The organism is Mesorhizobium sp. A623 (assembly GCF_054489405.1).
On record NZ_JBTMXB010000009.1, the window covers coordinates 49,540 to 72,366 of the forward strand.

The 22,827-nt window shown below is 63.0% G+C and carries 19 protein-coding genes and 1 pseudogene; 12 read left to right on the forward strand and 8 right to left on the reverse strand.

From position 1 onward, the window contains the following. Positions 1 to 4 precede the first annotated feature (4 nt). From ACX3P1_RS11455 to ACX3P1_RS11470, 4 genes are all read right to left on the reverse strand, one after another. The gene (locus tag ACX3P1_RS11455; protein ID WP_459079696.1) at positions 5 to 907 is read right to left on the reverse strand and encodes an ABC transporter permease; all 903 of its coding nucleotides are present in this window, start codon (positions 905 to 907) and stop codon (positions 5 to 7) included. Continuing rightward, complete coding sequence (locus ACX3P1_RS11460; RefSeq protein ID WP_459079697.1) at positions 885 to 1,490, reverse strand: ANTAR domain-containing response regulator; 606 nt, start codon at positions 1,488 to 1,490, stop codon at positions 885 to 887. The genes ACX3P1_RS11455 and ACX3P1_RS11460 overlap by 23 nt, the downstream gene beginning before the upstream one ends. Next, positions 1,487 to 2,611, reverse strand: coding sequence for a transporter substrate-binding protein (locus ACX3P1_RS11465; protein WP_459079698.1), 1,125 nt, complete (start codon positions 2,609 to 2,611; stop codon positions 1,487 to 1,489). Before ACX3P1_RS11465 ends, ACX3P1_RS11460 begins: the two co-directional genes overlap by 4 nt. A 161-nt stretch (positions 2,612 to 2,772) precedes the next feature. Continuing rightward, on the reverse strand, positions 2,773 to 3,024 hold the full coding sequence (locus tag ACX3P1_RS11470) for a DUF1858 domain-containing protein (protein WP_459079699.1): 252 nt from the start codon (positions 3,022 to 3,024) through the stop codon (positions 2,773 to 2,775). Positions 3,025 to 3,315: 291 nt separating this feature from the next. Here ACX3P1_RS11470 and ACX3P1_RS11475 point away from each other — a divergent pair, with 291 nt between their 5' ends. The 3 genes from ACX3P1_RS11475 to ACX3P1_RS11485 all read left to right on the forward strand — a co-directional run bounded on the left by ACX3P1_RS11475 (position 3,316) and on the right by ACX3P1_RS11485 (position 6,422). After that, positions 3,316 to 3,756 (forward strand): pseudoazurin, encoded by a 441-nt coding sequence (locus ACX3P1_RS11475; RefSeq protein WP_459079700.1) that lies wholly within the window; start codon positions 3,316 to 3,318, stop codon positions 3,754 to 3,756. A gap of 306 nt (positions 3,757 to 4,062) precedes the next feature. Next, entirely contained in the window at positions 4,063 to 5,613 is a 1,551-nt protein-coding gene (gene nirK, locus ACX3P1_RS11480) for a copper-containing nitrite reductase (RefSeq protein ID WP_459079701.1), read from the forward strand. A 443-nt stretch (positions 5,614 to 6,056) separates the two neighbouring features. Further along, positions 6,057 to 6,422 (forward strand): hypothetical protein, encoded by a 366-nt coding sequence (locus ACX3P1_RS11485; protein WP_459079702.1) that lies wholly within the window; start codon positions 6,057 to 6,059, stop codon positions 6,420 to 6,422. A gap of 156 nt (positions 6,423 to 6,578) precedes the next feature. On the opposite strand, the gene ACX3P1_RS11490 is transcribed toward ACX3P1_RS11485, so the two are convergent. Further along, on the reverse strand, positions 6,579 to 6,956 hold the full coding sequence (locus ACX3P1_RS11490) for a COG4315 family predicted lipoprotein (protein WP_459079703.1): 378 nt from the start codon (positions 6,954 to 6,956) through the stop codon (positions 6,579 to 6,581). 325 nt (positions 6,957 to 7,281) lie between these two features. Between ACX3P1_RS11490 and ACX3P1_RS11495 the strand changes: the two genes are divergently transcribed. The 6 genes and pseudogenes from ACX3P1_RS11495 to ACX3P1_RS11520 all read left to right on the forward strand — a co-directional run bounded on the left by ACX3P1_RS11495 (position 7,282) and on the right by ACX3P1_RS11520 (position 12,979). Continuing rightward, positions 7,282 to 8,028 carry a cytochrome c biogenesis CcdA family protein gene (locus ACX3P1_RS11495; protein ID WP_459079704.1) on the forward strand — a complete coding sequence of 249 codons (747 nt, stop codon included), beginning with the start codon at positions 7,282 to 7,284 and terminating at the stop codon, positions 8,026 to 8,028. Between the two features lie 101 nt (positions 8,029 to 8,129). After that, positions 8,130 to 9,479, forward strand: coding sequence for a bifunctional UDP-N-acetylglucosamine diphosphorylase/glucosamine-1-phosphate N-acetyltransferase GlmU (gene glmU / locus ACX3P1_RS11500; protein WP_459079705.1), 1,350 nt, complete (start codon positions 8,130 to 8,132; stop codon positions 9,477 to 9,479). A 148-nt stretch (positions 9,480 to 9,627) separates the two neighbouring features. Further along, positions 9,628 to 11,451, forward strand: a complete 1,824-nt coding sequence (gene glmS, locus ACX3P1_RS11505; protein WP_459079706.1) for a glutamine--fructose-6-phosphate transaminase (isomerizing) — start codon at positions 9,628 to 9,630, stop codon at positions 11,449 to 11,451. 136 nt (positions 11,452 to 11,587) lie between these two features. After that, positions 11,588 to 11,841, forward strand: a pseudogene (locus ACX3P1_RS11510) (type II toxin-antitoxin system RelE/ParE family toxin). A gap of 19 nt (positions 11,842 to 11,860) precedes the next feature. Next, positions 11,861 to 12,163 carry a HigA family addiction module antitoxin gene (locus ACX3P1_RS11515; protein ID WP_459079707.1) on the forward strand — a complete coding sequence of 101 codons (303 nt, stop codon included), beginning with the start codon at positions 11,861 to 11,863 and terminating at the stop codon, positions 12,161 to 12,163. Positions 12,164 to 12,226: 63 nt separating this feature from the next. Further along, a complete protein-coding gene (locus ACX3P1_RS11520; protein ID WP_459079708.1) occupies positions 12,227 to 12,979 on the forward strand; it encodes a DUF502 domain-containing protein in 753 nt (250 codons plus the stop codon). On the opposite strand, the gene recG is transcribed toward ACX3P1_RS11520, so the two are convergent. Then, entirely contained in the window at positions 12,931 to 15,039 is a 2,109-nt protein-coding gene (gene recG, locus ACX3P1_RS11525; RefSeq protein WP_459079709.1) for an ATP-dependent DNA helicase RecG, read from the reverse strand. The genes ACX3P1_RS11520 and recG overlap by 49 nt on opposite strands. 298 nt (positions 15,040 to 15,337) lie before the next feature. Here recG and ACX3P1_RS11530 point away from each other — a divergent pair, with 298 nt between their 5' ends. The 3 genes from ACX3P1_RS11530 (at position 15,338) to ACX3P1_RS11540 (ending at position 19,949) form a co-directional block, all read left to right on the forward strand. Then, positions 15,338 to 15,625: an FAD assembly factor SdhE gene (locus tag ACX3P1_RS11530; RefSeq protein ID WP_459079710.1), complete on the forward strand. Its 288-nt coding sequence runs from the start codon at positions 15,338 to 15,340 to the stop codon at positions 15,623 to 15,625. A 27-nt stretch (positions 15,626 to 15,652) separates the two neighbouring features. After that, positions 15,653 to 19,141 carry a transcription-repair coupling factor gene (mfd, locus tag ACX3P1_RS11535; protein WP_459079711.1) on the forward strand — a complete coding sequence of 1,163 codons (3,489 nt, stop codon included), beginning with the start codon at positions 15,653 to 15,655 and terminating at the stop codon, positions 19,139 to 19,141. A gap of 94 nt (positions 19,142 to 19,235) precedes the next feature. Further along, positions 19,236 to 19,949, forward strand: a complete 714-nt coding sequence (locus tag ACX3P1_RS11540; RefSeq protein ID WP_459079712.1) for a hypothetical protein — start codon at positions 19,236 to 19,238, stop codon at positions 19,947 to 19,949. 61 nt (positions 19,950 to 20,010) lie between these two features. On the opposite strand, the gene ACX3P1_RS11545 is transcribed toward ACX3P1_RS11540, so the two are convergent. Next, a complete protein-coding gene (locus tag ACX3P1_RS11545) occupies positions 20,011 to 20,688 on the reverse strand; it encodes a DsbA family oxidoreductase (RefSeq protein WP_459079713.1) in 678 nt (225 codons plus the stop codon). Positions 20,689 to 20,945: 257 nt separating this feature from the next. Beyond that, entirely contained in the window at positions 20,946 to 22,757 is a 1,812-nt protein-coding gene (locus tag ACX3P1_RS11550) for an extracellular solute-binding protein (RefSeq protein WP_459079839.1), read from the reverse strand. Positions 22,758 to 22,827 lie beyond the last annotated feature (70 nt).

Sequence of the window (22,827 nt, forward strand, 5' to 3'; positions counted from 1 at the left end):
CCCATCATTCCCGGCCTCTCTGCGTGGGGTCGAGAAGGTCGCGCAGCGCATCGCCGACGAGGTTGAAGGCCAGCGCCAGCGCCAGGATCGCGGCACCCGGAAAGAAGACCAGCCAGGGGGCCGCCTGGAAATAGGTCTGGTTCTCGAAGATGATGTTGCCCCAGGAGGCGGTCGGCGGCTGCACGCCGACGCCGAGATAGGACAGCGTCGCCTCCAGAAGCACCGTGGTCGAAATGCCGAGCGTGCCCCACACGATGATGGTCGGCACCAGATGCGGCAGGATGTGCCTAAACAGGATGCGCGGGCTGCTTGCGCCGAGTGTCCGTTCGGCGTCGATGAATTCGCGTTCGGTGAGCGAACTGGTCTGCGTATAGATGACGCGCGCCGTCTGCACCCAGTTGACCAGCGCGATCACCATGGCGACGATCCACAGGCTGGGCTCGAACACCGCCGCCAGGCAGATGGCCAGCAGAAGGGCCGGGAACGCCATCATCAGGTCGGTGAAGCGCATCAGCACGCTGCCGATCCAGCCGCGGAAATAGCCGGCCGTAATGCCGACCAGCGTGCCGATCAGGAGCGCCACGCCATTGGCGACGACGCCGATGATCAAAGAGGTGCGTGCGCCATAGAGAATGCGGGTGAGAAGATCGCGGCCGAGCAAATCGGTGCCGAGCCAGAAGGTGGTGTTCGGGGCCAGCGGCGCGCCTTGCAGCGTCAGGCCGTCGAACATCTGCTCGTTCGGGTCATAGGCCGTCAGCCACGGCGCGAAGATCGCCCCGATCAGCACGATGGCGATGATAACCAGGCCGATCAGCGCCAGCGGCCGCGTGACCAGCCTGCGCCATACGCCGGGGCGCGCCCGTGCGGGCAGGGCGGCTGAAAGGTCAGGCGCGATGGGACTGGTCATCGCTGCCTTCCTGTTTCGTCATAGCCACGACGCGGCGGGCGGCCTCTTCCAGGTTGATCTGCCAGCTCATGGCCAGCGACCGCAACTGCGCATAGGCGCGCTCGTCGTCAAAACCCTGCGCCGAAAGCGCGGTGACGGCGCGCACGATGGTCTGCCGCTCGGCGACGCGCATTTCCAGCGAAGCGATTTCATCGGCAAGCCGCTGCCGCGCCGCAAAAGCCTGTCTGGCGATGAGAAGGGCGCTGTAGACGCCGGCATTGCCCACCGGCTTGAGCAACTGGGCATCGGCGTTGTGCGAAAGCGCCCATTCGATGCGGCCCGGCGCTTCCGAGCCGATCAGCGCGACAAGCGGCATCGGCGCATGGCCCGCCGGCCATGGGAACTGTTCGTCGAAGCCCAGATCGACGTCGAAGAAGACGAACTCCGCCGCCAGCGCTTCGGCCGGCAGTTCCGGCCAGCACGCGGTAACGTCGAGGCCGATTGCCGCCAATTGCCTTGTGATCGCCTGCACGGTCGGGTGCGGCCGGTGCAGCACGAAAGCTTTTGCCCCGCCAAGATTGGGAATGCGCGAACCGCGGCTCACGACACCACCCGCAGGCCGGGTCGGGCAAAGGTCGCGCTGCGGTCGTAGCGCGACAGATAGGGGTCCGGCGCGACATTCTCGATCAGGCTGACGGTCTTGAAAGCCGTACCTTCGATCCGCCCGATCTGCACCGACAGGGTTGCATGCTGGGTCTGCGGATCGATGGCGACGGCGCCGAGCGGCGAGCGGAAGGTCCGGCCGGTAAACGCCTTCGGCAGGTCGGTCCATTGCGCGGTCGGATTGCCGGCCAGAATTTCGGCCAGCGCGCGCACGCTGGCATAGGCCGACGCCTCGAAGGACGAGGCCGGCATGGTGGCGCTGAGGGATTCGGACCAGCCATGCGCGGCGGGGTCGTGGAAGTAGGGGCCGGCCGATAGATGGCCGTCGCCGACGCCGGCGATGGCCGGCAGTTCGCATTCGGTCAGGTTGCACGACAGGATCGGGCAGCGCTCCGGCTTGAAATGCGGATCTCGGCGCGCAAGCTCCGCATAAGCGGCGATGAAGGCATAGGACGAGGTGCCGATCAGATTGTTCAGCACGAAATCCGGCCTTGTCGCCTCGATCTCGGCGATCAGCCGCGAAACGTCGGTTTCGCCCAGCGGCAGATAGCGCTCGCCCAAAACCTTGCCGCCGGCATCCGCGATCAGGTCGCGCGCGACGCGGTTGGTTTCCCAGCCCCAGATATAGTTGGAGCCGAGCAAAAAGCCGTTGGCGCCGAAGCGCGGCACGACATGGGAAAGCATCGGCACCAGATGCTGGTTCGGGCAGGCGTGCATGTAGACGACATGCTCGTTGGCCTCGAAGCCTTCATACGGACAGGCATACCACAACGTGCCGCCGGCCCGTTCGAGGATAGGGATGACCTCCTTGCGGCTCCAGGATGTGACGCAGCCAATGATGTGGCGCGCGCTGCTGGTCGCCAGGATTTCCGCGCAGCCCGTCGCATAGCGGTCGATATTGCCGTCGGGATCGCGCTCCACCGGAACGAACTCGATCGGGCAGGCGGCGTCCGCATTGACCGCCTTGATCGCGGAATACGCGCCCGCGCGGCAGGCATCGGACACCAGCTGGTAGTTGCCGGAGCGCGAATACAGGATGCCGATCTCGACGCGACGCTTCAAAAAATCCCCCAAAATGACAATGCCCCGCAGCCATCGCTTCTGGAGCGAGGCAAACGAGGCATTCTTGCCGTCCGGCGATCAGGGCCGGTATTTTCATCTAGACTATTGCCTGCAGCCTCACAGTCAAGCGCGAAAGCGCAGATCGGCGGCGGCAGCGCCGCTTACGGCCGCGCGGGGGGCTTGGAAAACGAGGCGCCAGATGCTGGCTCTTCGGCAGCAATTACCGCCGCCAACTCGCGACGAAGCGCCTCCTCGTCCATGCCGTGCTCCCGGGCTGCATCCGAAAGCGTGTGGAAGGACGCAATCGGACATCCGACGCACAGCATTCGATGCCGCACGAGGACGCGGATGGTCGGTGGCCATCGGCGCATCATCTCGTCCATCGTCGTATCAATGCCCAGCGTCGGCTGCATGGCCCTTCGCTCCCGGAAAACGGCACCATGCCGGTTCTGGCCGGCGCGGTCATTGCGGGGGGACAAACTGCGAGCCTTCCCGACCGGTCGCCAGGAAGTTGTTCCTGCGCAAAGTTTCAGCCGCCAAAAGTCCTATGACCGGGCAACCCTTCGTACCCGATGGGGTCGTGGAGTGGCTGGCGGTGTGCTGGTCCTGGCATTTGTCTGCGCATGCGCGCAACGCAATGCCGGAAACGGACCGCAAGCGTGGCGTTGCCGCCTTTGGGCGCTAAGCAGGAAAGAGAGAATACAATGAAAAAAATGATCGTTCTGGCAGCGGGTTTCGCCGCCTTGATGTTGGCTGGAGCGGCGCAGGCCGCCGACCATCAGGTCCAGATGCTCAACAAGGGTGACAAGGGCGCAATGGTCTTCCAGCCCAACTTCATACAGGCGGCTCCCGGCGACACCGTTACCTTCGTGCCGACCGACAAGGGACACGACGCCGAATCCATCAAGGGCATGATCCCCGACGGGGCCGAGCCGTTCAAGGGCAAGATCAGCCAGCCGATCACCGTCACGCTTACCACGGAAGGCGTCTATGGCGTGAAATGCACGCCGCACTACGCCATGGGTATGGTGGCGCTTATCGTCGTGGGCAACCCGACAAACCTGGAAGCAGCCAGCGCCGCCAAGAATCCCGGCAAGGCCAAGAAAGTGATGGCCGAACTGCTGGCTCAGGTTCCCGCCAACTGATCGGCCAACCGGCGTCCAGCGTGCCCGCCACGCGACGCCGAAGCAGGACCGATCCCGCATAATTGATCATTGGAGCGCCGCGCACCCGGCTTGGATGCGCGGCGCTCTGGCGTTTGACGTCAAGCATCGCCGGCGTCATGGTGGGATGCTGCCGGACCCTGCGCTGCGGCCACACCCGCCAGCGGCCAGATGCCGCGCCCGCCGGAAGCCCGGCCCTCGCCATTATTGCCTTTTTGCAAAGATCGTTTCTCGGCCCGTCCCTACAAGGCCGATTGTATAGCCCCATGCCGTGACAAGGAGAGATCGATGCTCGACAGAGGCGCATTCAACCCCGATACCGGACCCGGCATTGCCGCCCGGTGCCAGAACGCCAATCCATCCCGCTGGCGCGGAACATGGATAGCGGCCATCGCAGCGATGCTAGCGCTGTTCGTCATGCCGGCCTTCGCCCAGACCCATCAGCACGGGACCATGACGCAAACCGCGCAGGCTGAAGCCGAGGCGGCAGCCCCGACAGCCGAGCAGGCGGCGCCTGAAGAGGCCAAGACCAATGCGACGGTCGGGAGCAGCTACCACACCCCCACCATCTTCACGCTCAAGACCGGCATCGCCACCGGACGCATGGTCTATATCGGCGTCGGCGGCGATATAGACGGCAAGGTCAATCCCACCCTCATGGTGCATGAGGGCGAACTGGTGCAGATCAACCTGATCAACGGCGAGGGCGCGGAGCACGACGTGGTCATCGACCAGTATGCCGCCCGCTCTTCGATCATCGTCGGCAAGAACGCCTCGTCCACCTTCTCCTTCACCGCCGGCAAGGTCGGCGAATTCGCCTATTTCTGCTCCATCGCCGGCCACCGGCAGGCGGGCATGGAGGGGCTGATCCAGGTGATGCCTGGACCGCGCGCGGCCATGGAGAGCGAGGCAGCCGACATCGTGCGCGACCCCGCCGACTTGCCCGGCCCGATCGGCCAGCGCATGCCGCAATTGGTCAAGGTCGATCTCGAGACCGTGGAACTCACCGGAAGGCTGGACGACGGCACGACCTACACCTACTGGACCTTCAATTCCAAGGTGCCGGGGCCGTTCGTGCGGGTGCGCGTCGGCGATACCGTGGAGGTTACGCTAAAGAACGCCGCCGACAGCGTGATGATGCATTCGGTCGATTTCCATGCCGCAACCGGCCCCGGCGGCGGCGCGGATTTTACGCAGATCGAGCCGGGCGCGGAGGCGACGGTGACCTTCAAGGCGCTAAAACCCGGCATCTATGTCTACCACTGTGCGACACCCAGCGTGGCCCACCATATCACCAGCGGCATGTACGGGCTGATCCTGGTCGAGCCGGAAGGCGGCCTGCCGCAGGTCGACCGCGAATTCTACGTCATGCAGGGCGAGCTTTACACCGTCGAGCCCTTCGGCACGCAGGGCGAGATGGAGATGGACTACGACAAGCTGATTTCGGAGCGCCCGGAATACTTTCTGTTCAACGGCGCGGTCGGTTCCCTGACCAAGTCGCATCCGCTCTACGCCAATGCCGGCGAGACGGTCCGCATCTTCTTCGGCGTCGGCGGCCCGAATTTCACCTCGTCCTTCCATGTCATCGGCGAGATTTTCGACAGCGTCTATTCCATGGGTAGCGTCATCTCGCCGCCTCTGTCAGGGGTGCAGACGGTCAGCGTTCCGCCCGGCGGCGCAACCATCGTCGACTTCAAGATCGACCGAGGTGGCCACTATGTGCTGGTTGACCATGCCCTGTCGCGCGCCGAACGCGGCCTGGCCGGCTATCTCATCGTCGATGGGCCGGAAAACGACGATATCATGCACGCCGGACCGGCAGACGAAGCAGCGAAATAAGACATTGCCCCGAAAGTGAGAACCGCTTTCGGGGCAATGGCAGGCCCGCTTCAGCGGGTCGGAAATGCAGCCGGCGTTGAGAGCCTCACGCCGGCTTTTCCCGTCTTACCTGGTCCCGAAAAGTAGGTTGCCGTGCTTCGCCATTGTCCATCGGGATGCGTCGAGGCAGCAATACCAGGCAGCACCGAAACGATGGCTTCCGTCGCTTGTAATTTACACCTAAAAAGTGTGGCAAAATATTCTTGCAACTTTAGATAAATTTGATAGGCTGCTTATGTATTCGGACCCCGTCCACTGGAATTATAGACTTGCTGGTGGTTTCCTGATTCAGACATTTGCCTGCGTGCATCGTGTTGGACGGATGCAAATGTCTGGATCAAGCCACTAGACGACGCCAACTCGTGCGGGAAAGCGTTGTCGGCGAAGCCATAGGATCATTTGTCATGCCGCGTGAGTATACCAGAAGGCGCACCGAAACACTCGATTACCTGCAGTCGATGCTCGGCCAATTGCGCACGATGGCGGAAGTGGAGCGCTGCGACATGCTGACCTACCTGATCGAGATGGCCTATATGGAGGCAAGCGACATTATTCGCGGCGAACGCCCGACCCGCGGCATGAGACCCGGCGCAACACCCTCTTGCCCAAGTCCCTGCAGCGGTAAACGGTACGGGATCGACGTGGAAACGGCCTATCTGGTAGCAGGCCGAAGCATCGGAATAGACCGGTGGGCGGGGGCCGATTTCCGGTCTGTTTCGACGCTCGAACAAAAGACAGAGCGGCAGCCCGCGCTTGCCCAGGCGTCCTGACGCTGGTGTGGCGAATTTGAAACTCGCCACCCGATGGATCCGGCGCGCTAAGCGAGTTTCAAATCCAAAAAACCACACTGGAATCATATCGTCCTTTTCGAATCCGAAATTCGCGCAGCGCCTCCCGCAAACGATGTGAAATTCGGATTAGGGACGCTAGTCGGCCTTGGCTGTGTGCCAGACATCGCCGACCCCGTCGCCATTCATGTCTCCGGCCTTCTTATCCTTGATGAACGTATAGAGCGGCTTGCCGTCATAGGCCCACATCTTGGTGCCGTCCGTGCGCTCGATGACCGTCCATTCGCCTTCGGCCTTGGCGCTGGCGTCAGCCTTCAGCGGCGGCCAGTTGGTGGCGCATTTGTCGTAGCAATTGGACTTGCTGGCCTCGTCCTTGTCATAGGTATAGAGCGTCATTCCGTGGGCGTCGGTATAGATCTTGGCGCCGCCCACTTCCGCTTCCTTCCATGCGTCGGCGGCAAAGCCTGCGGCCGTGCTGAGTAGAAGTGCCGCCAGTCCGACTGTGATGGTCTTCATGATCGTCTCCTTTGCTTGAAAATCGGGCTTGTTTGAAAACCGGCAAGCACGCGGCTATCGCGGCTTCCCGGCATGAGGGTTATCTAGGGCCTGGTAAGGCTAGGGAAAGAAGGCACCTGTTCAACCCTCCGGTCATGCAGCCCAACCGAAGTTTATAACGCCACGGGCTCGTTGTCCTGCCCGGCGGCGTGTGCCCACGCAACTGTGACTGGAAGCCGGAGGGGGCACCGGCTAGAGCATCGGACCGAAAGTGGTTACCGGTTTTCGGGTTACTCCGATGCTCGATCAAAGGGTTGGAGCCTCGGCGGTTAGGAGATCAAGAAGAATGGCATTGGATATCGGGTATGTCAGCGCGGTCGGGGCAGGGGCGCTCTCGTTTCTGTCGCCATGCGTGCTGCCGCTGGTGCCCCCCTATCTGTGCTACATGGCTGGCGTGTCGGTCGACGATTTTCGCGGCGAGGCCGGCCTCACCGCCAAGGCCGGCGCGCGCTTCGCGCTGATGGCGTCCTCGGTCGCCTTCGTGCTCGGCTTTTCCACGGTGTTCGTGGCGCTTGGGGCGGGGGCATCGACCATCGGCCATTTCCTGCGCGTCTGGCAAGAGCAACTGGCGATGGCCGCCGGCGTGCTCATCATCCTGATGGGGCTGAACTTCCTTGGTGTGCTGCGCATCCCGTTCCTGTCGCGCGAGGCGCGTTTTCAAAGCGAGGGCAAGCCTGCCAGCACCGTTGCCGCCTATGTCATGGGGCTGGCGTTCGCCTTTGGGTGGACGCCCTGCATCGGCCCCGTGCTGGGGCCGATCCTGACGCTGGCCGGCGGGCGCGAGACGGTGGGCGAGGGCGCGCTGCTCCTGGCCGCCTATTCGCTCGGCCTCGGCATTCCGTTCCTGATCGCCGCGCTGTTTTCGGGTGCGTTCATGCGCTTTCTCGGCAAATTCCGCGTCCATCTCGGCCGCGTCGAAAAGGCCATAGGCGGCCTTCTGGTGGTCGCCGGCGTCCTGTTCCTCACCGGCGGCGTACAGACCGCATCCTATTGGTTGCTGGAGAATTTCCCGGTGCTGGGCCGGCTGGGGTGAGCCCCGTGTTCAGTCTCACCGGAATTTAACCGCATTGGTTTATGATAGGTCCGATAGTAAATAATATCGGCTCTCTTATCCCATCATCAGCGGTTTCCCTCATGTCCACACGCTCCTGCCTGTCCATCATCCTTGCCGCCGGCGAAGGCACGCGCATGAAAAGCGCGCTGCCCAAAGTGCTGCATCAGGTCGCCGGCCTGCCGCTGGTCGCCCATGTCGTCAAGGCGGCGCAGGCGTCGGGGGCCGCCGATCTGGCGCTGGTCATCGGCCATGGCGCGGACGAAATGCGCAAGGCGGCGGCAAAGTTCGCGCCAGCGGCGAAAATCTTCGTGCAAGAAAAGCGTCTCGGCACCGCGCATGCCGTACTGGCTGCAAGGGATGCGCTGTCGGGCGGCCACGACGACATTCTGGTGATGTTCGGCGATACGCCGCTGATCGACGCCGATGCCTTGAGGACCGCGCGCCGGAAACTGGCTGAAGGTGCTGCCGTCGTCGTCATCGGTTTCCGCACCGAAAGCCCGACCGGTTATGGCAGGCTGATCGAAAAGGGCGGCAAACTTGTTGCCATTCGCGAAGAAAAAGATTGCTCGGACGAGGAGCGGGCAATCAAATTCTGCAATGGCGGCATGATGGCGATTGCGGGCAAGCACGCGTTGAAACTGCTTGATGCGGTCGGCAACAAGAATGCCAAGGGCGAATATTATCTAACCGACATCGTCGAGATCGCCGCCGCCCAAGGGCTGGACGTGGTCGCCACCGAAGCCAGTTTTGAGAACGCACTCGGCATCAACAACCGCGCCGAACTGGCCGAGGCGGAAGGCATCTGGCAAAAGCGCCGCCGCCGCGAGGCGATGCTTGCCGGCGTCACGCTGATAGCGCCCGAAACGGTCTTTTTCTCGCATGACACGGAAGTGGGGTCGGATACCGTGATCGAGCCGAATGTCTGGTTCGGACCGGGCGTTTCCATCGCCAACGCCGCGAAAATCCACGCTTTCAGCCATCTTGAAGGCGCAACCGTTGGGCCGAATGCCGATGTCGGGCCGTTCGCGCGGCTGCGTCCGGGCGCGGACTTGAAAGAAAAAGCCAAGGTCGGCAATTTCTGCGAGGTCAAGAAGGCGACCATCGAGGAGGGCGCCAAGGTCAACCACCTCACTTATATCGGCGATGCGCGCGTCGGCGCTGGCGCCAATATCGGCGCGGGCACGATCACCTGCAATTACGACGGCTACTCGAAGTTTTTCACGGATATCGGCGAAAACGCCTTCATCGGTTCCAATTCGTCACTGGTCGCACCGGTTTCCATCGGCAATGGCGCTTATGTCGCCTCGGGCAGCGTCATCACGGAAAGCGTGCCCGACGATGCGCTGGCTTTCGGCCGCTCCCGCCAGAAGACCTTGCCGGGCAAGGCCAAGGAATTGCGTGAGCGCCGCGCTTCCGCTGTACGCAAATGAACGGACTTCGGTAACTGGATTTCAAGCGGGGCGTGCCATAAGGACGGCTGCGAAGCGGTTTGCCGATACGGGGCGAAACGCAATGTGATTATCGCGACGGGCGCGCGCTAGCTAAGCGTAGCGAAACGGGCATCGAGGGCAAGCAAGCATGTGTGGCATTGTCGCAATCGTCGGGCGTTCGCAGGTCGCGCCGCTTATCGTGGATGCGCTGAAGCGGCTGGAATACCGCGGTTATGATTCCGCCGGCGTCGCCACCCTCGATGGCGGCGAGATGGGCCGTCGGCGTGCCGAGGGCAAACTGGTCAATCTCGAGCGCCTGATACAAGCCGAACCGCTTGGTGGCACCATCGGCATCGGCCATACGCGCTGGGCAACGCATGGCGTGCCGAACGAAACCAACGCGCACCCGCATTTTTCCGCAGGCGTCGCCGTGGTCCACAACGGCATCATCGAGAATTTCGCCGATCTGCGCGACGAGTTGATCCGCGACGGCTATGCCTTTTCCTCGCAGACCGACACCGAGGTCGTCGCGCATCTGGTGTCGCGCGAACTGGCGCGCGGCGCAGAGCCGGTCGAGGCCGCGCACAATGCCTTGAAACGACTGGAAGGCGCGTTCGCGCTGGCCATCCTGTTTGAAGGCGACGACAATCTGATCGTCGGCGCGCGCAACGGCCCGCCGCTGGCCGTCGGCCATGGCGAGGGCGAGATGTTTCTGGGCTCCGACGCCATCGCGCTCGCCCCCTTCACCAATTCCATCACCTATCTGGAAGACGGCGACTGGACGGTGGTCCGCCGCGATGAAATCACCATTTTCGACATCGACGGCAACAAGGTCGAGCGCAAGCGCCAGCAATCGCTCGGCACCAGCTACATGGTCGACAAGGGCAACCATCGCCATTTCATGGAAAAGGAAATCAATGAACAGCCGGAGGTGATCTCGCACACGCTGGCGCATTATCTCGATTTCGCCAGCGGCACCTCGAAGCCGCTCGACCTGCCGTTCGATTTCGCCAAGATCGACCGGCTGGCGATTTCCGCCTGCGGCACCGCCTATCTCAGCGGGTTGGTCGGCAAATACTGGTTCGAGCGCTATGCGCGGCTGCCGGTCGACATCGATATCGCTTCCGAGTTCCGCTATCGCGAAATGCCGCTGTCGAAAAACGACGCCGCGCTGTTCATCTCGCAATCTGGCGAAACGGCCGACACGCTGGCTTCGCTGCGCTATTGCCGCAAGGCCGGCATGACCATCGGCGCTGTCGTCAATGTGCGCGAATCGACCATTGCGCGTGAATCCGACGTGACCCTGCCGACGCTCGCCGGTCCGGAAATCGGCGTCGCCTCGACCAAGGCCTTCACCTGCCAGCTTTCGGTGCTGGCGGCGCTCGCCGTACGGGCCGGCGTGGCGCGCGGCAAGATTTCGGCGGAAGAGGAAAAAGCGCTGGTGCGGCAATTGTCGGAAGCACCGCGCCTCGCCACCCAGGTGCTCAAGCTCGATACCCAGATCGAGAAGCTGGCGCGCGAACTGGCGCACTACAAGCATGTGCTCTATCTCGGCCGCGACACCAATTTCCCGCTCGCCATGGAAGGCGCGCTAAAACTCAAGGAAATCTCCTATATCCACGCCGAGGGCTATGCCGCCGGCGAGTTGAAGCACGGCCCGATCGCCCTGATCGACGAGAACATGCCTGTCATCGTCATCGCCCCGCACGACCGGATTTTCGAGAAAACCGTGTCGAACATGCAGGAAGTGGCCGCCCGCGGCGGCAAGATCATTTTGATCACCGATAAGAAGGGCGCTGCCCAGTCGACCATCGACACGATGGAAACCATCATCCTGCCCGACGTGCCCGAAATCATCACACCCATCATCTACGCCCTGCCAATCCAGATGCTGGCCTACTACACGGCGGTATTCATGGGCACCGACGTCGACCAGCCACGCAATCTGGCGAAGTCGGTGACAGTGGAGTAGGCGGTTCATCGCACGCTTCTGGCCGGATACGGATGGTATCGCTAGCTGATACAATTTCCTTGATTCTTGCCCTGTATCAATCTATGATACAGGCTGTGGGGGTGCAGTGGCGATCGTTTCGTTCAGGGGCAGGGCGGTGGAAGCGGTTGCCACCGGCAAGGCTCCCAAAGGCTTTCCTGCGGATTTGGTGGCGCGCGCCGAACGCCGGCTCCGGGCCGTCGCCGATGCCGTCGAATTGCAGGATCTTCGCTCTCCGCCCGGAACCCATCTGGGGCGTTGAAGGGCAGCCGTGCAGGTCAGCATTCGATTCGGATCAACGACCAATGGCGTATCTGTTTTCGGTGGACACAGGCCGGCGCTGAAGATGTCGAAATCGTCGACTATCATTAGCGGTATCATGGAGGCTGGAATGGCATTGAAATTTGCACGTCCCGTTCATCCCGGCGAATTCCTGCGGGAAGAATATCTGCTGCCGCTCGGCTTGAGCGCCAGTGCCCTTGCCAAAAAGCTCAACCTGCCGCGCACCCGCATCGAACGGGTCGCGAAGGAGGAAATCGGCATCACGCCGGATACGGCGCTTCGCCTTGCCCGGTACTTCAATACAACTGCCGCGTTCTGGATGAATTTCCAGCAGGCTTACGAACTTGAAACCGAGGCTCGGAAACTCGCTTCCGAACTGGAAAAGATCGAGCCTCTGGAGGCTGCTGCATAGATTGGCGGTTCCAAAACTCGCGCCGCTCGCCTAATGTTTCACCGTGCAACGAAGCGGTGAGCAATGGCTGATCTACCCAGGACATCCGGCATGACGCGGTTGAGGAATTATTTCCTAACCGGCTTCATCGTCTGCGCGCCGCTGGCCATTACCGCCTATATCGCCTGGTCGTTCATCGGCTGGGTCGATTCCTGGGTAAAGCCCTATATCCCGGCGCGCTACAGCCCTGAAACCTATCTGCCGTTCCGCATACCAGGTTTCGGGCTGATCGTGGCGCTCATACTCATCACGCTGATCGGCTTCCTGACCGCCAACATCGTCGGCCGCGCTGTGGTCAATTTCGGCGAGCGGCTGCTCGGGCGCATGCCTTTGGTGCGCGGCATCTATCGGTCGCTGAAGCAGATCTTCGAGACGGTTTTGTCCAACAAGGGCGACATGTTCAACCAGGTTGGGCTGGTCGAATACCCGCGCAAGGGCGTCTGGTCGCTGGTGTTCATCGGCGGTGAAAAGGACACCGAGATCAACCAGAAATTGTTTGTCGAGGGCGATCCGCTGATGGGCGTGTTCATGCCGTGCACGCCAAACCCGACCACCGGGTTCCTGATGTATGTGCGCAAATCCGACGTCGTCATGCTGGACATGACCATTGAGGAAGGCGCGCGGCTAATCGTCTCGGCCGGTCTGGTCGCGCCGGACGTGAAAAAGACGCTGGTTGCCGCCAATGGCGAGATGGTGGAGATCGCCAATCCGACGCTGGGCGCCGTTCCTCAGCCCGCCCGCAGCAAGCGCACCGCCTCGTCGCGCCCGAACAAATAGAGCAGGAGCCGGACCGCTTCGCCGCGTTCTGATTGCAGTTCCGGATCGCGCGACAGGATGAGCCGCGCATCGTCGCGGGCGGCTTCCAAAAGGTCGGCATGCGCCTCGATGCGTGCCACCTGGAAGCCCGGCGTGCCCGACTGGCGCGTGCCCAGCAATTCGCCTTCGCCGCGCAGTTTCAGATCTTCCTCGGCGATCAAAAAGCCGTCCTCGGTCTCACGCATCACCGAAAGCCGCCGCTTTGCGGTTTCGCCGAGCGGGTCCTTGTAGAGCAGCACGCAGGAAGAAGGCTTCGAGCCGCGCCCGACGCGCCCGCGCAACTGGTGCAACTGCGCCAGGCCGAAACGCTCGGCATGCTCGATCACCATGATCGTTGCATCCGGCACATCGACGCCGACCTCGATGACCGTGGTGGCGATCAGGATGCGCGTTTCGCCCTCCTTGAAGGCGCGCATCGCCTCGTCTTTTTCCGCGCCCTTCATGCGACCATGGACGAGGCCGATGCGGTTGCCGAACAGCGGTTTGAGCGACTCGAACCGGTCCTGCGCCGACATCAGTTTTATCTCTTCGGATTCCTCGACCAGCGGGCAGATCCAGTAGATTTTCTGGCCACCCTCGACCGCGTCGCGCATGCGCCCGACCAGTTCCTCCAGCCGCTCCAGCGGCAGCGTCACGGTCCGGATCGGCTGGCGGCCGGCCGGCTTTTCGGTCAGTTTCGAAGTGTCCATGTCGCCGAAAGCGGTCAGCACCAGCGTGCGCGGGATCGGCGTCGCCGTCATCACCAGCATGTCGGGCGCGTTGCCCTTGGCGTCCATGGCAAGGCGCTGGTGCACGCCAAAACGATGTTGCTCGTCGATGACGGCGAAGACGAGATTCTTGAACGCCACTGCCTCCTGGAACAGCGCATGCGTGCCGATAGCGATTTGGATGCTGCCGTCCGCCAACCCGGCCAGTGTGCCGGCGCGGTCGCGGCCCTTTTCGCGGCCGGTCAGGATGGCGATGCGGATGCCGGCCTTTTGCGCCAGTGGGGCAATGGTGGCCAGATGCTGGCGCGCCAGGATTTCGGTCGGGGCCATCAGCACCGCCTGGCCACCGGCCTCGACCGCGCGCGCCATGGCCAGCAGGGCCACCACGGTTTTGCCGGAACCGACATCGCCTTGCAGCAGGCGCAGCATGCGGTCCGGCTCGCCAAGGTCGGTGTTGATCTCGGCAAGCGCGATTTCCTGCGACATGGTCAGCGAATAGGGCAGGGCCTTGCGCAACGGCTCGACGAGGCTGCCGTCGCCGATCAGCGGTCGCCCCGAAAGCTTGCGCACCCGCGCGCGCACCAGCGCCAGCGAAACCTGCCCGGCCAGAAGTTCGTCATAGGCGAGCCTGCGCCACGCGGAACCTTCGACCGCAACGTCTATCGGATCGGCGGGGTTGTGCAGCCGGCCCAGCGCGTCGCCGAAAGCTGGAAAGGTATGGCGACGCAGGAAGGCGGCGTCCTGCCATTCGGGCAGTTCCGGCAGGCGGCCCAGTGCTTGCGAAATCGCACGGCGCAGCACTTTTGAGGACAGCCCCGCCGTCAGTGGATAGACCGGCTCGACCAGCGGCAGGTTTGCCGCCTCGCTTGCCAGCGCGATATGGTCGGGATGCACCATGGAGGGGCGGCCGTTGAACCATTCCATGCGGCCCGAAACGATGACCTGCTCGCCCTCTGGCATCGCCTTTTCCAGATAGCTGGCATGGGCGTGAAAAAAGGTCAGCGCGATCTCGCCCGTGTCGTCATGGGCAAAGACGCGGTACGGCACCGACTTGTTGCCGCGCGGCGGTGGCTGGTGGCGGTCGATGCGTACGTCGAGCGTCACGATAGCGCCCTGCGCCGCAAGCGCGATGCCCGGCCGGTCGCGCCGGTCGATGACCGTGTTGGGCAGCACGAACAGAAGATCGCCGGTCCGCGCCGCACGGTCGCCGAGATCGGCCGGCACGATCTTTTCGATCATGCTCGCGACTTTCGGGCCGACGCCTTCGAGCGAGGTGATGGGGGAGAAGAGGGGATCGAGGACGAAGGGTCTCATGGGGAGGGCCGGAGAGTGCAGCGCTCTACGTTGCCCCTCTCTGTCCTGCCGGACATCTCCCCCGCAGGGGGGGAGATCAAACGCTTCGGCGTATCCGCCCTTTTGCAGCGTCGCAGGATGGGGGGAAACGTCACGGCAGGCTGGTCTCCCCCCATGTGGGGGAGATGTCCGGCAGGACAGAGAGGGGTAACATCGAGCATAAACATCGCCCAAACTAGGCGAGGCCAGCCACATTGCAAAGGCTGACACCGGCCTCTATCCACGCTATATGCGCCTGACAGAGACAGGACGCAGCATCATGACCGGAACGACACGATCGAGCGAGGGGCTGGAACCCCGGCGCGCCAAGCTTCTGTTTCGTTCCTGGCATCGCGGCATGCGCGAGATGGATCTGATCCTGGGATCGTTCGCGGATGCCGAGATCACGGCCTTGACCGATGCCGAACTCGACCAATATGAACGGCTTCTCGATATCAACGATACCGAATTCCTGCCATGGGTCACCGGTGAGCGCCCGGTGCCCGCCAATCTCGATTCTCCGCTGCTGCAAAAAATCCTGGCCTCGCGCCACTCCCTTACCTTTTAGGTCAACGACTTTCCAAAACGTGACTTCATGAGCCTGATCCCCAAAATCGGCCTGCCCAAAGGCGGGAGTGTCGAATCGATTGTCGATGGCGTCGCCGATGGCTACGAGGCCTTCGCGATTGCGCAGGCGGCGCACGAGATTGCGCCGGACAAGCCGGTGCTGTTCGTCGCGCGCGACGGCCAGCGCCTGCCTTCCATCGTCGAGGCGCTGGCCTTCGCGGCCCCCGGCCTGCCGGTACTGGAACTGCCCGCCTGGGATTGCCTGCCCTACGACCGCGTCTCGCCGGGTTCGGACGCCGCCGCCCGCCGCCTCGACGCGCTGACGGCGATGATCGCGCTGGCGAAAAAGCCGCACCGCGCCGTCATCCTGACGACCGCCAACGCGCTGCTGCAACGCATTCCGCCGGCCGACCTGATCGAAGCGCAGAATTTCCGCGCCAAACCCGGCAGCCAGGTCAACATGAACACGCTGGCGGCGCGGCTGGAAAATTCCGGCTTCGATCGTGTGCCGACGGTGCGCTCGATCGGCGAATTCGCGGTGCGCGGCGGCATTCTCGACCTGTTCGCACCGGGTTGGCCGGATGCGCTGCGGCTCGATTTCTTCGGCGATACGCTGGAATCGATCCGCGCCTTCGACCCCGCCAGCCAGCGCACGACGGGCCAGCGCAAGTCGATGTCGCTGCAGGCGATGAGCGAAGTGGCGCTTAACGCGGAAACCATCAGCCGCTTCCGCCGTGCCTATATCGAGGCGTTCGGCGCGCCGTCGCGCGATGACGGGCTTTATGCGGCGGTGACCGAAGGACGGCGCTTTGCCGGCATGGAGCACTGGCTGCCGCTGTTTTACGAGCGGCTGGATACGGTTTTCGACTATCTGCCGGATACGCCGGTGATCTTCGACCATCTGGCGCATGAGGCGCTGGCCGAGCGCCACACGCTGATCCTCGACCATTACGAGTCGCGCAGCAAGCTGGCCGATGGCGCGCTGAAGGATGCCGTGCCCTACAAGCCGGTGCCGCCAGATCTGATGTATCTGTCGCCGGAAAACCTGAAGGCAGCACTTGCCGGGCGCGAGTCGCTGGAATTCACGCCCTTTGCCGCCCCCGATGCCGGCAGCCGCAAGGTGTTCCATGCAGGCTCCCGCGCCGGCCGCAGCTTTGCCGAGGAGCGCGCCGATCCGAACGCCAACGTTTTCGACGTGGTGGTGCAGCATATTGGGCACGAGCGCGCGCAAAAGCGCCGCGTCATCGTTGCCGGCTGGACGGAAGGCTCGCTCGACCGTCTGGGCCAGATATTGGCCGAGCATCATCTCGAAAATCTGCACCAGGTCGCGACCCTTGCCGAGGCCGCAAAACTCGATGTCGGACAGGCCGCCCTTGCGGTGCTGCCGCTGGAAACCGGTTTTGAGACCGACGATCTGGTCGTCGTCGCCGAACAGGATATTCTGGGCGACCGCCTCATCCGCCGCTCCAAGCGCAAGAAGAAGGCGTCGGATTTCATTTCCGAGGCGGCGTCGCTGTCGGCGGGCGACATCGTCGTTCATGCCGACCACGGCATCGGTCGCTTCATCGGGTTAAAAACCATTCAGGTGGTCGGCGCGCCGCATGACTGCCTTGAAATCCACTATGCCGGCGACGACCGCCTGTTCCTGCCGGTGGAAAACATTGAGCTTCTGTCGCGCTACGGCTCGGATTCGGCCGAAGCGTCGCTCGACAGGCTGGGCGGCGGCGCTTGGCAGGCGCGCAAGGCGAAGCTGAAGAAGCGCCTGCTCGACATGGCGGGCGGACTGATCCGCATCGCCGCCGAGCGCCAGATGCGCGCGGCTCCTTCCATGGTGCCGGCCGAAGGGCTTTACGGCGAGTTCGCCGCGCGCTTCCCCTATGAGGAAACCGACGACCAGCAGACCGCGATCGATTCGGTCATGGACGATCTGGGCGCCGGCCGCCCGATGGACCGGCTGATCTGCGGCGACGTCGGTTTCGGCAAGACGGAAGTGGCGCTGCGCGCGGCCTTCATCGCTGCCATGGAAGGGTTCCAGGTCGCCGTGGTGGTGCCGACGACGCTGTTGTCGCGCCAGCATTTCAAGACGTTCACGCAGCGCTTTTCCGGCCTGCCGATCCGCGTCGCCCAGGCCTCGCGGCTAGTCGGCGCCAAGGAACTGGCGGAGACGAAAAAGGCCATCACTGAGGGCACCATCGACATTGTCGTCGGCACGCACGCGTTGCTCGGATCGTCGATTACCTTCAAGCGGCTTGGTTTGCTCATCATCGACGAGGAGCAGCACTTTGGCGTCAAGCACAAGGAACGGCTGAAGGAACTGAAGAGCGATGTGCATGTGCTGACGCTGTCGGCGACGCCGATCCCGCGTACGCTGCAACTGGCGCTGACGGGCGTGCGCGAACTGTCGCTGATCGCCACGCCTCCGGTGGACCGCATGGCGGTCAGGACCTTCATCTCGCCCTTCGATCCGCTGGTCATCCGCGAGACGCTGTTGCGCGAACGCTATCGCGGCGGGCAGTCCTTCTATGTTGTTCCGCGCATCAGCGATCTGGCGGAAATCCATGATTTCCTGCGCGAATCTGTACCCGAACTGAAGGTCGCCATCGCCAATGGCCAGATGCCGCCCGGCGAGTTGGACGACATCATGAACGCCTTCTACGACGGCCAGTACGACGTTCTCCTGTCCACGACGATTGTCGAATCGGGTCTGGATATCCCGACCGCCAACACGCTGATCGTGCACCGCGCCGACATGTTCGGCCTGGCGCAGCTTTACCAATTGCGCGGCCGCGTCGGCCGCTCGAAGGTCCGCGCCTATGCGCTGTTTTCGCTGCCGGCAAAGAAAAAGCTCACCGACACCGCCGAGCGCCGGCTGAAAGTGCTGCAATCGCTGGACACGCTGGGCGCGGGCTTCCAGCTTGCCAGCCACGACCTCGACATTCGCGGCGCGGGCAACCTTTTGGGCGAGGAACAGTCCGGCCACATCAAGGAAGTCGGCTTCGAGCTTTACCAGCAGATGCTGGAAGAGGCGGTCGCCGAGGTCAAGGATAATGGCGAGGAACTCGACACCGGCTGGTCGCCGCAGATCGCTGTCGGCACGGCGGTGATGATCCCGGAAAGCTATGTGCCCGACCTGCAGCTTCGGCTGGCCCTCTATCGCCGCCTTGGCGATCTCGAAAACACCGAGGAAATCGACGGTTTCGGAGCGGAACTGATCGACCGCTTCGGCCCGCTGCCGGAGGAAGTGAAGCACCTGTTGAAGATCGTCTTCATCAAGGCGCTGTGCCGCAAGGCCAATGTGGAAAAGCTGGACGCCGGGCCGAAGGGCGTCGTCATCCATTTTCGCGGGCGCGAATTTGCCGATCCGGTCAAGCTGGTGCGCTACATCAGCGAGCAAGGTTCGCTGGCCAAGATCAGGCAGGACCAGAGCGTGGTCTTCATCCGCGACTGGGCAACGCCGGAGAAGCGGCTGGCCGGTTCCGCCGTCATCATGACGCAACTGGCCAAACTGGCGGGGTGAGCGGGCGCGGCGGCCTGTTCTGGTTTGACTGCCCGAATTGCTCTAAGCATGCACATGCCGGTCGGGCATCCGGCCAAGGCTTGTGGAGCAACCAGTGCGCAACATCGATTTCAGTTCCTGGCACAGCGTGCTGATAACACTGATCGGCCTTGCTGCTATTACCCTCATCAGCATGGGCATTCGCGTGCTGATGATGTTCACGATCCAGCAGCGCCGCGAGCGCATGAACCGCCAGATCAACGAGCGCCTGCGCACGTTGATCGCGGCCTACAAGGTGCTGGGCGGGTCGTTCACCGGCGATCTGACCGTCGATCCGAGGCATATGCGCGACCTGCACCGGACAGAGCAGCCGCAGGACCAACCGGCCGGCGAGGAAGCCGATGCCGGGCAAACCGTGGCTCTCGCTGGAACAGGGGCGGAAGGCGGATCGGATCGGCCTCGCCGCATCCGTGACGCGGTCGAGGCGGCACTGTCCGATATCATCCTGCTTGGGACGGAAGAGCAGGTGCGGCTGGCCGAGCGCGCCGCGCGCGACCTGGTCGCCGGCCGTCCCGTTCATACGCACGAACTCGTCGTTTCGCTGCGCGACTTCGTCCGCCAGGCGCTCGATCTCGCGCCGATCTCCGCCGATCTGTCCATTCCCATGCAAGGCCCGACCCGGCCTTCGGGCGCCAGCGCGCGCAAGGGCGGCGCGAAGGAGGGCGGTTCTGGACGAGGCGGCGGTGGAGGCGGCATGGGAGGAGGCGGTATGGGCGGTGGTTTTGGAGCGGGTAGCGACGACGCGTCCACTTCCGGCCATCGCACTTAGGCCGGCTGCGGAATGCGCAACTCGGCCTGACTCCCTCCCCCCGTTTACGGGGAGAAGGAAACTATTCCGCCTTCGCCAATTCTCCGTTCGCCTTCGCGGTCGCGACCTGCCTGATGGCGTCCGCCAGCGTCTGAGCGTCCTGCGCGCCCATCACCGCATATTTGCCTTCGAGCAGGAAGCAGGGAACACCGGTCACGCCCATGCGCGAAGCGGTGGCGATCTCGCCCTGCACGGCTTCGACATCGGCGTCGGTCGGCAGCAGCGTCTCGACTATCGCGGCGTCCATGCCGACCTCGCGCGCCGCCTCGATTAGCACCGATGCATCGCCGAGATTTTTTCCCTCTTCGAAATTCAGTTGGAAAAGCCGCCGCACCAGCCGGTTCTGGATGGCCTCTCCGGCAGCCCCCGCCCAGCGGATGACACGGTGCGCATTGAGCGTATTGGGCGCGACCTTGATGGCGTCGAACGCGAAGAAAATACCTTCTACAGCCCCCAGCGGCTCGATGCGGGCATGGATTTCGCGGATACGCTCGTCGCTGCCGAACTTCCCCAACATATATTCATGTCGGTCCTTGCCTTCGGACGGGATGGTCGAGTCCAACTGGAACGGCCGCCAGTTCACCTGCACCTCGATGCCGCTGTCCGCTATCGCCTTGTCGAGTCGCTTCTGGCCGATGAAACACCAGGGACAAACGACATCGGAAACCACGTCGACGGTGATGGAGTTGCCTTCGCTCATCGGACTGCTCCTTTCGGCTTCTGTCCAGGGCCTTTCCGGCCCGACTCCGGCTGGACGCCAATCCCGTCCCCGGCGTCATCCCGGAATGCTGGACGGCGCAGCCGGCCGGCATGTCCGGGACCCATGCCGTGACTTCACCAGCACGGCATGGATTCCCGACACTCTCCGCTCCCTCTGGTCGCTCACGAGGTCGGGAATGATGTGCAATATTGCGGCTTCCACCAACTTCGCTCACTCCAAAAGAGCACCGCTGCAATCTATGGCTTCTTCCACCATGTCGGCAACTGATATCCCGCAAGCGAAGTCTTTTGCGGGTGCGCCAGCGTGTTCCAATAGGCGATCCACTGCTCGTTATTGTGCTGCATCGGCACCATGTAATTGCCGGAAATCAAGAGCCGGTCCAGCACCCGCACCGCCGCGACAAAGTCTTCGTGGTTGCGCGCATTCAGCATGGCGTCGATGGCCGCGTCGATGGCCGGATCGGCAACGCCCGCCAGGTTGAACGAACCCTCGACGTTGGCCGAAGACGAGCCCCAGCGGCCGATCTGCTCGATGCCGGGCGACAGCGAATTGTTGAAGCCGGTGGAACCGACCAGCACGTCGAAGTCGAAACGCGTCTTGCGCGACTGGATCTCGTCGCCGTCCAGCGTGCGGATGGAAACGGCGATGCCGATCTTTTCCAGCGTGCGCTGGTAGATGGAGGCCAGCCGCACTTCGTCCTGTGACGAGGTCAGGATTTCAAAGCCGAAGGGCTGGCCTTTCGGATCGCGCATGGCGCCGTCCTTGAGCACATAGCCGGCGCTTCTGAACAGGTCGAACGCCGCCTTCAGCACTTTGCGGTCCTGCCCCGATCCGTCGGTGACGGGGGGGCCCCAAGTGCCGTCCAGAATGTCCACCGGCACGCGGCCAGGGTAGGGCGCCAACAGCGCCTTTTCCTTGGCGCCTGCCGGATGGCCGAGCGCCGAAAGATTCGAGCCCTGCCAGTAGCTCATGGTGCGCGTGTAGCGGCCGCCGAACATGTTCTTGTTGGCCCATTCGAAATCGTAGAGCATGCCCAGCGCGCGCCGCACCACCGGGCTGGAGAATTTCTCCAGCCGCGTGTTGAACAGGAAACCGTTGACCACCGGTGGGATGCCGTTCTGAAAAGTTTCGGCAATCACCCTGCCGTCATGAAAGGCCGGGAAATTCATGCCGCGGTCGCGCTTGACGGGATCGCTCTCGGTATAGATGGAGCAGATGCCTTTCTTGAACGCCTCGAACATGGCGTTGGCGTTCATGAAATACTCGATGGTGATCTGGTCGTAATTGTCGAAACCGCGCTTGGCGGGAATGTCCTTGCCCCAGTAATTCGGGTTGCGCTTGAACACGATGCGCTGGCCGGGCTCCACTTTTGCCACCGTATAGGGGCCGCTGCCGATGACCGGGTTCAGCGTCGTCTTGTCGAACGTTTCCTTGTCGAAGGCATGTTTTGGCAGGATCGGCGTCATCGCGATGATCAGCGGAAATTCGCGGTCGGCCCGGTCGTTGAAGGTAAAGCGCACCGAATGCTGGCCGGTCTTCTCCAGCTTGGCGACCTTCTTCATGCGGTCCGAATAGGGCGGGCGGCCCTTTTCGGTGAAGACATCGTAGGTAAACAGCACATCGTCGGGCGTCACCGGTTCGCCGTCCGACCATTTGGCGTTCGGGTCGAGGTGGAACTCGATGGTCCTGCGGTCGTCGCTCATGTCGGCGCTGTCGGCCAGCAGCCCGTAGAGCGAAAACGCCTCGTCGGCATTGCGCTGCATCAGCGGCTCGAACACCAGATTGCCGAAGATCGTGTCCATCATGCCGCGCGCGGTGGTGCGCAGGCTCTTGATGATGAACGGGTTGAGGTTGTCGAACGTGCCGACGACGCAATAGGTGATTGCGCCGCCCTTGGGCGCATCCGGGTTCGCATAGGTGAAATGCGTGAAATTTTCCGGCAGTGCCGGTTCGCCCTGCATGGCGATTGCGTGTTTCGGCGCCGAGGCCGCTGGCTGCGAAACGGCCAGAAGAGAAAGCGCGGCCAGCCAGACAAGGGTGTGGCGCATGGCCATTTCGATCATACTGATGGATCCTGAACGCAGGGTCGTTGATTCGGGCGGACAATACCATGGAGCG